The sequence below is a fragment of the Streptomyces sp. Ru72 genome (genome assembly GCF_002920635.1).
In the GTDB taxonomy this organism is placed as follows: Bacteria; Actinomycetota; Actinomycetes; order Streptomycetales; family Streptomycetaceae; genus Streptomyces.
The window spans coordinates 1-8318 of record NZ_PQSR01000181.1 but is presented as its reverse complement, the minus strand read 5'-3'; the positions used below and the strand labels follow the sequence as shown (position 1 = coordinate 8318).

At 71.4% G+C, this 8318-nt stretch carries 6 protein-coding genes and 1 pseudogene; 1 reads left to right on the top strand and 6 read right to left on the bottom strand.

The genetic code is table 11. From position 1 onward, the window contains the following. The 4 genes and pseudogenes from C3488_RS38520 to C3488_RS42260 form a co-directional block, all read right to left on the bottom strand. A partial coding sequence (locus C3488_RS38520; protein WP_181139371.1) for an AAA family ATPase occupies positions 1-1131 on the bottom strand: 1131 nt, incomplete at its 3' end. A 238-nt stretch (positions 1132-1369) separates the two neighbouring features. Further along, complete coding sequence (locus C3488_RS38515; protein ID WP_258053910.1) at positions 1370-2374, bottom strand: (-)-alpha-amorphene synthase; 1005 nt, start codon at positions 2372-2374, stop codon at positions 1370-1372. Beyond that, positions 2358-3425: a cytochrome P450 gene (locus C3488_RS38510; RefSeq protein WP_258053909.1), complete on the bottom strand. Its 1068-nt coding sequence runs from the start codon at positions 3423-3425 to the stop codon at positions 2358-2360. The genes C3488_RS38515 and C3488_RS38510 overlap by 17 nt, the downstream gene beginning before the upstream one ends. A 199-nt stretch (positions 3426-3624) precedes the next feature. Further along, positions 3625-3993 (bottom strand): annotated as a pseudogene (locus C3488_RS42260) (cytochrome P450); the annotation flags it as partial. A gap of 322 nt (positions 3994-4315) precedes the next feature. On the opposite strand from C3488_RS42260, the gene ftsH reads away from it, so the two are divergent. Next, on the top strand, positions 4316-6418 hold the full coding sequence (gene ftsH / locus C3488_RS38505) for an ATP-dependent zinc metalloprotease FtsH (RefSeq protein ID WP_258053908.1): 2103 nt from the start codon (positions 4316-4318) through the stop codon (positions 6416-6418). A 162-nt stretch (positions 6419-6580) separates the two neighbouring features. Here the strand turns inward: ftsH and C3488_RS38500 are convergent, their stop codons facing one another. Both C3488_RS38500 and C3488_RS38495 read right to left on the bottom strand, forming a co-directional pair. Next, complete coding sequence (locus tag C3488_RS38500; protein WP_103845482.1) at positions 6581-7732, bottom strand: glutathione-independent formaldehyde dehydrogenase; 1152 nt, start codon at positions 7730-7732, stop codon at positions 6581-6583. Between the two features lie 194 nt (positions 7733-7926). Further along, positions 7927-8318: hypothetical protein (locus C3488_RS38495; RefSeq protein WP_181139370.1), on the bottom strand; the 392-nt coding region annotated here is incomplete at its 5' end.

Genomic DNA, 8318 nt, shown 5'->3' with positions numbered 1-8318 from the left:
ACCCGCACGCCGGGCGATCGCCCGGTAGACGGTGGTGGCGATCAGCGGGTGAACGAACTCCAGGGCGCCCCCGGGGCCCTCGCCCTCGGCCAGGATGCGGGCGGAGCGCAGCGTCTCGACCGCCTCGGCGGCCTGCTCGGTGCCGACCACCGCGATGGCGGCCGCGAGGTCCCCCGAGATGGAGCTGCCGAGCACGGCCGCGGCCCAGGCGAAGCGGACGGTGGGCGTACCGAGTTGCCGCAGGCGCGCGAGCAGGCCGGGGCCCTTGACCGCGGAGGCGAGCTCCCGCATCACGGCAAGCTCCTCCCGGGTGCCCTTCACCTGGCGCCGGCCGAGCCGGATCGCGAGCTCGACGGTCTCGAACGGGCTGCCACCGGTGATCTGCCGGCATTCGTCGCAGAACGCGTCCTCGGCCTCCCTTCCCAGTTCCTCCCGCAGGATCCGCGCGACGCCGTCCCCGCTGAGCGGCGCCAGGGTGTAGGGGCGTTCCCCGTGACGTCCGGTGAGGGAGCCGAACGCGGCCGCCCCGGAGGGCAGTTCGTCCGGCCGGTAGGCGGCGACGATGAGCAGCGGCAGGTCGTGGGCCCGTGGCGCGAAGGAGGCGAGCCAGCTCAGGGACTCGTCGTCGGCCCAGTGCATGTCGTCCAGGAGCAGGACGACGGGCGCCTTGAGCACCGTCAGGCGGGTCATGAGCCAGTCCAGGCCGTCACGGACCACGGTCGGGTCCGGCACCGGTGCGGCGCACTCCGCCTCGAGACCGAGGGCGGCGGCGACGATGTCGTACCAACTGCCCAGCAGTTCCCGGCGGTTGGTTGCGTCCATCGTCGCGAGGACGGGCTGCAGGAGTTGCCGGACCACGCGGAACGCCAGGCCCTGTTCGTTCTCGCCGCCCTTGCCGGAGAGCACGGTGCATCCGCGTGCCACGGCGCGGGCGCGGACCTCCGCGAGGAGGGTGGTCTTGCCCAAGCCCGCCGATCCGGTGAAGGCGAGCAGTCCGCCCTGACGTGGGAGCGCGCCGCCGTCGGCCGCATCGCACAGGTCCGCCAACGCGGAGTCGATCGCCCTCAGTTCCCGGTTCCGCTCGAGCAACCTCCGGTGCCCGGTGATGGGTTGCCGTGGTCCGTGCGCCATGTGCCCCGTCGCTTCCTGCCGTCAGCTGTCGGAAGACAGCGCTCAGCGTACGCCCTGGTCGGCGCGGTCAGCAGGCTTTCGAGCGGTACGGCGTATGGAAAGAATGAATCACCGACGACGGCGGTTTGCCGGTTGTCACCTCGGGTATTGCCGCGAACCGGGCTCCCTGCGGGAGCCCGGCGGGCAGTGCCCGTCGAGACACCGCCGGCACGCGGTGGCAGCGCTTCCGCGTCGTACGTCAGCCGGCGGGGGCGGCCGCGGTGTCCGCGTAGCGCGGCACGTCGCGGGACCAGTAGTAGCAGCCGCGGATCCAGCCGGCCATGCCGTCCACATAGCCGAGGGCGGCGGGGCTCGACCGCGGCCGGATCCGCTCGGCGAGCCGCTCGAACTCCCCGATGGTGCGGTTGATCCTCCCGATGGCGAGCCGGACGGCCTGCGGCAGGGTGCAGTGCTGCTCCCTGGCGTAGGCCAGGGCCAGGTTGATCACGCCGCCCTCCCGTTGCTCCTTCACGGCGGAGAACAGGTCGGGTATCCACACCGCGGCGTCGGCCGAGAGTCTGCGCAGTCGGCGCATGGCCGGGTGCCAGAGCTCGTCGGGGGACAGTTCGTGGGGCTGTGCGGCCTCGCACAGCGGGTAGAAGGGTTCGACGCCCGCGGTGAGGGACCGTATCGATCCGCACAGACCGACCCGTATACGGGGAGGGTCGGTCTGGGCCACCGCCTCGTACAGCAGGCCGTGCACGTACTCGCGGCCGTGCCATGCCCAGCGAGCCGCCTGGTCGGGGGTGCAGCGCTCTTCGACCTGCCGCTGCAGGTCGAAGAGCGCGGCCCCGAGAGGTGTGGTCGGGGGTCGGCCGTCGCGCAGGATGCCGACGCTCTCGCACAGCATGGGCAGCAGACTGCTCGGCCGGCGCCGGCCGATCTCCTCCGCCCGGTCGTCGAAGACGAACTGGTAGGCGATCTGGTTCGCCACGATCCGCAGGACGCCGGCGTCCATGGTGGGGCTGTTGTAGGAGGCCAGTTCCGCGGGACGGGTGCGGGCGATCATCGCGGCGACCGCGGGGTCGTCGGTCAGTCCCCAGCTGCGCAGCCATTCCTCGACGCCTGCCGCGGCCTCGGATTCGTGCGGATTGCGCAGTGGGGGAAAGGGCATGTAGAGCTCGGACTCGATCAGTTCCTTCAGGCTTCCCGCCGGATTTCCGGCTTGCGGTCCGGCTGTGATGTCCTCATGCTCCACCGACACCTTCGTCACCTTCCCTTCGACGGTTGGGCGGTGACGATGTCGCCGTTCCGTTTGCGGGGAATTCCTGGTGGGATCGCATGATACCGCCGGGCGGAATGCGGACGACCTCTGTGCGAGGTTCAACGGGCGATGGCTCGGAAGGCACCGGTTCGGGGGCCGGCGGCTCGGACACTCCCGGCGCGGAGGCCCGTGGTGCCGGGACCGCACCGTCGTCGGGGGTGGCTGCCGCTTGCGCCGGCGGTTTCCCGCGCGGCGTCTGTGACCGGGGTTCGCAGATCATCTGCAGTTCCCTGGGCCCCAGGGTCGCGGCGGGGCGCGCCTGCTCGACATGCCCGGGCAGCGGCCGCAGACGCCAGCGACGGGCCACCGTCGCCACGGCCAGGGTGGCCTCCGCCATGGCGAAGGCGTCCCCGACGCATTTGCGGCTGCCGGCGGCGAAGGGCAGCAGGGCGCCGTTGCGTACGGCCGCGGGCTGCCCGGACAGCCAGCGCTCGGGCAGGAACCGGTCGGGGTCGGGAAACGACGCGGGATCGTGGTGCAGGACGTAGGGGCTGTACAGGACGGTCGCCCCCTCGGGGAGCCGGACGCCTGCGAGGTCGGTCTCCTTGGTGGTGGTCCGGGTGAAGAGCCAGCCCGGCGGATACACCCGGAGCGTCTCCGTGACCACGCCGCGCGTGTACACCAGGCGCCTCAGCTCCTCCGACCCGGGCGGTCGCCCCTCGGCGAGCACCTCGTCCACCTCCCCGTGCAGCCGGCGCTCGACCTCCGGATGGCGGGGCAGCAGGGCGAACAGCGAGCCGAGGCACATCGCCGTGCTCTCGACGCCGGTGAGCAGGAGCGTGATCAGCTGGTCGTGGATCTCCCGACCGGTGACCCCCGCTCCCCCGTGGCCTCGCTCTGCCTCCAGCAGGCTGCCCAGCAGGTCGTCGCGGGGACGACCCAGCCGCCGGTCGTCGATGACGGAGTCGACGATCGCGTGCAGGCGGTCGAAGGCGCGGCGGTAGCGGCGGTTGGCGGGCGTGGGGAGCCGGAACAGCGGGGCGAGCGGCACGACCGTACGGACGAACAGGCCCCGGACGAGGGCCGCGAGGCAGTCCCGCAGCTCTTGCGACGGTCGCGGCGTCCAACGCGTCGGAGAGCAGGAAGCGGCTGGTCACCCGGGTGGTCAGGGCCAGCATCGCCCCGCTCACGTCGACCTTCTCGCCGGGCCGCCACGCGCCGAGGACGGACTCGGCCTCCTCGCTCATCACCCGCGCGTAGTCGGCGATGCGGACCGGGTGGAAGGCGGGCTGGATCAGCTTGCGCTGCCGCCGGTGGTCCTCGTGGGCGCAGGTCACCAGGCCGTTGCCCATCAGCGGCCGCAGCCTCTCGTATTGCGGACCGCCCTTGTCGAAGGTACGGGCGTCCATGAGGACCCGGTGCACCAACTCCGGGTGGCACACCAGCCAGGCACGCTGGGGACCGAGGCGTATCTCGACCAGGTCCCCGTAACTGGAAACGGAATTCAGAAAGGCCAGTGGGTTCCGGAACAGGGTGATACCGTGACCGACGAATGGGAATATGCCCGGCGCAGTGGCCACCGTCCATATTCGTCGGGCCTCGGGCAGGTAACCGCTCATCGAATACCACCTTCCGCGGTCGACACAGGAAATCGGTGAACGTTCCTCGGACGTGGAGCATGAGTCCTGTCCTGCCCAGTCCAACCCGCTGTCCGCTTCCCGCGCGCTTTTCCCGGGGGGCGCACAGGAGCACGAAGGCGCATGGGACCGGCCACTGTCGATGCCGACTACACCGACCGGAATTCCTCCTTCTCCGGATTCGCCGCCGACTCAACCCGGCCGGGCACCGTTCCGGGGCCGGGCGAGAGACCATGAGAAGTGACCCGGGAATGCCCCGCCGCCGGGCGCCGGGTGACATCGCACTGGTGGGAGGAGGCGGTGGGTGGTGATCACGCGAGTGCGGATGCCGCACCGGCATCTCACGCCACCGGCCAAGTCGGGGCCGCCCCGGAACACACCGAGGCCGCCCGGGAACCAGCGGCCCACGCCGGGGGGCCGGCAGTGGTGGATCGTTCCGCTGCTGTGGGTGGCCTTCCTGGTCGTCATCATGCTGGTGCGCGCCCCGTCGGGGACCCCGCCGGCCCATCTGACGTACAGCGACTTCACCGCCAAGGTCGGTACCGGGCAGGTCAAGACGGTCGACATCAACGACAAGGGGGCGGTCAGCGGCAGTCTGAAGAACGGCACCAAGTTCACCACCCAGCTGCCCACCGCGCTGGGGACCGGGTCGCTCCAGCAGCAGCTCCAGGCGAAGCATGTGGAGATCACCGCCTCGCAGAGCAGGAGCGGCGGCAACCCGTTCCTGTCGTTCCTCGTCGCCTTTCTCCCGCTGCTGCTCCTGGTCGGCGCCTTCTGGTGGTTCGGGCGCCGTGCCGCGCGCTCGGTGACCGGTGGACTCAGCGCCATCGGCCGCTCCCGGGCGAAGATCATCGAGGCGGAGCGGCCCACCACCCGGTTCGACGACGTGGCCGGATACGACGGGGTGAAGCAGGAGATCAGCGAAGTCGTCGACTTCCTGCGCAACCCCATGCGCTACGCGGCGGCCGGCGCCAAGGGACCCCGCGGAGTGATCATGGTGGGACCGCCCGGCACCGGCAAGACGCTCTTCGCGCGTGCCGTCGCCGGTGAGGCCGACGTGCCGTTCCTGTCGGTGACCGGGTCCGCGTTCGTGGAGATGTTCGTCGGCGTGGGCGCCTCCCGGGTGCGGGACCTGTTCGACGAGGCCCGCAAGCGCGCGCCGTCGATCATCTTCATCGACGAGCTGGACGCCGTGGGCGCACGCCGCTCGGGCAGCGGCCACATCGGCGGCAACGACGAACGTGAGCAGACCCTGAACCAGCTGCTGGCCGAGATGGACGGCTTCGACCAGTCCACCGGCATCGTCGTGCTCGCCGCCACCAACCGGCCGGAGGCGCTGGACCCGGCCCTGCTGCGCCCGGGCAGGTTCGACCGGCAGGTCACCGTCCCCCTGCCCAACCAGGCCGAGCGCGCCGCGATCCTCACCGTCCACGCCCGGGGCAAGATCCTGTCGCCCGACGTCGACCTGGGCACGGTGGCCCGCGCCACTCCCGGTTTCTCCGGCGCCGACCTGGCGAACCTGGTCAACGAGGCCGCCATCAACGCCGTACGGGCCGACCGCGTGCTGATCGAGCCGCACGACCTGGACGCCGCCCGCGACCGGGTGCTGCTGGGACGTCGTGAGGCGTCCAACGCCCTGCTGCCCGAAGAACGCCACTCGGTCGCCGTCCACGAGTCGGGGCACGCCCTGGTCGCCGCGCTGTGCGAGCACGCCGACCCCGTCGCGAAGGTCACCGTCCTGCCGTCGGGCATGACGCTCGGGGTGACCGAGCAGCTTCCCGAGGCCGAACGCCATCTGTACAGCGAGGCCTATCTGACGGATCTGCTGGCGGTGCGGCTCGGCGGCCGGGCGGCCGAGCTTGTGGTGTTCGGCGCGGGCTCCAGCGGCGCCGCCAACGATCTGGCCGGGGCCACCCAGATCGCCACGCGCATGGTGCGGGACTTCGGTCTGTCCCCGGCGCTCGGCCCGGTCGGCTATGCCTCCGCCAACCCGCACTACCTGGGCGAGACCCCGGAGGACTCGATCCGGCAGCCGTACTCCGAACAGACCCAGCGGATCATCGACCAGGAGGCCGCACGCCTGCTGCGCGAGGCCGAGGAGCGGGCGACGGGGCTGCTGAGGGAGCACCGCCGGTCCCTGGACCGGCTCGCCGACCTGCTCGTCACCCGCGAGACCATCGACGGATCCGCCGTCCTGGAGGTCCTGAGACAGGAGCGGCGGGAGGCGGACGGAAACCTCCCGGAGCAGGCGGTCGAGGATCTGCGGGGCGCGGCGCCACCGGTCAGCGTTCCGGTCGAGGTTCCGGGGCCGGAAGAGCAGGGCAGCGCCGCCGGGACCGGCACGACCACCGGCACCGGCACGTCCACAGGCACCGGCACGTCCACAGGCACCGGAGCGGGCTCCTAGCGGTTCATGTCCGCAGGCGGAGCGCGGGCACGGTGACGACGGGGCAGTGGGCGTGGTGCGGCACTCCCCGGCGTGCGGCACTCCCCGGCTCACCCTGCCCAGCCCTGCCGCGACCCCGAAACGGACGGGGGTCCGGGCGCCCGTTGCGCCCGGACCCGTCGCTCAGGCCGCGAGGGCGTGAGCGGGGTGCAGCACCACCTTGGTGTAGCCCTCGATCCTCTTGTCGAACTTCTCGTACGCCTGCGGCGCCTGGTCCAGCGGCAGTTCATGGGAGACCACGAAGCTGGGCTTGGCCCGCCCCGCGATGATCAGATCGCGCAGCTGGCGGTTGTACCGCTTGACGTTGCACTGGCCGGTGCCCATCTGCTGACCCTTCTCGAACATCCGGCCGATGGAGACCAGCAACTGGCCCCGCTTGGCGTGCTCGTCGGGTCCGCCGGGGTCGGAGGGCACGTACAGGCCCGGTACACCGAGCATGCCGGTGGGCCGCACCGTCTCCACGAGCTCGTTGAGCACGATGGCGGGTTCCTCGTGGCTGGCGTCGTGCGCCTGGGCCTGGTAGCCGACGGCGTCCACGCCCTTGTCGGTGCCCTCTCCGTTCGTCTGTTCCTTGATCTGCTCGGCCGGGTCGCCCTTGGTGAAGTCGATGGGTATGGCCCCGATCTCCTCCGCCTTGGCGAGCCGCTCGGGCACCCGGTCGACGGAGAACACCTTCGACGCCCCGCGCAGCAACGCGGAGTAGGCGGCCATCAGACCCACCGGGCCGGCACCGAACACGGCCACGCTCTCACCGGGGGACACCTGGGCGAGTTCGCATCCGTGGTAACCGGTCGGGAAGATGTCGGCGAGCAGGACGAAATCGGTCTCGAACTCCTCACCAGGTGGCAGTTTCAGGCAGTTGAAATCGGCGTAGGGCACCCGCAGCCGCTCCGCCTGACCACCGATGAACGGCCCCATCGCCACATATCCGTAGGCGCCGCCGGCGAACCCGGGATTCACCGTGAGGCAGAACCCGGTCTTTCCGGCGAGGCAGTTCTTGCAGAACCCGCAGGCGACGTTGAAGGGCATCACGACCCGGTCGCCCTCGGACAGGGAGGTCACGCCACTGCCGACCTCCTCGACGATGCCGAGGTTCTCGTGTCCGAAGACGATGCCCGACTCGGCCGCCGTGCGGCCCTCGTACATGTGCAGGTCCGAACCGCAGATCGCGGTCGACGTGACCCGGACGAGCACATCGTTGGGGTGCTCGATCCGGGGATCCTGGACATCCCTCACAGCCACGCTGAAGGGCTTCTCGTAGACGACGGCTTTCACCTGCGTCACCTCCGCGTCGAACGCCGGCTGACGGCGGCGGGACGGAGCCGCTACCGGGGGAGGCACTACAGGCGCGGGCCCTCGGGCTGTGCCGTGGCCCCGTTCGCGCTCTTTCACCGCCGGACACTTCCAGAAAACGCCCGTACGACAGGGGCCGCAACCCACGTCGGCGCGGTTCGCGCGGGGTCCTGCGGTCAGCTCTCCCCTCGGACCGGGATCGCCTCGCGGGCGCGGGTGGAGGAGTCGATCCCGGGGGCGAGACGGCGCAGTCGTCGCGCCGTGGCGTCGGCGCCCTCGGGCACCGAGACGGCGAGAAGGCTGAAGGGGGCGGTGGGCCGCAGGGCGACACACACAACGGGCGCGCCCGGCCGCACCACCACGAAGTCCTCTCCGCCGGGATGACCCCGCGTTCCGATGCACACCGTCCCGGGGATCCACAGCCCCCGCCGGGCGTCTCCCCGCAGGGCGCGCCACCAGTCCGGTTCGACGGTCACCCGGCGTACCGACTCGAGCGGCACTCGCACGTCGCCGTGGCGGGCGGCCGCCTTCTCCCGCCATCTCAGGCGTACGACGAGATGGTCTCCGT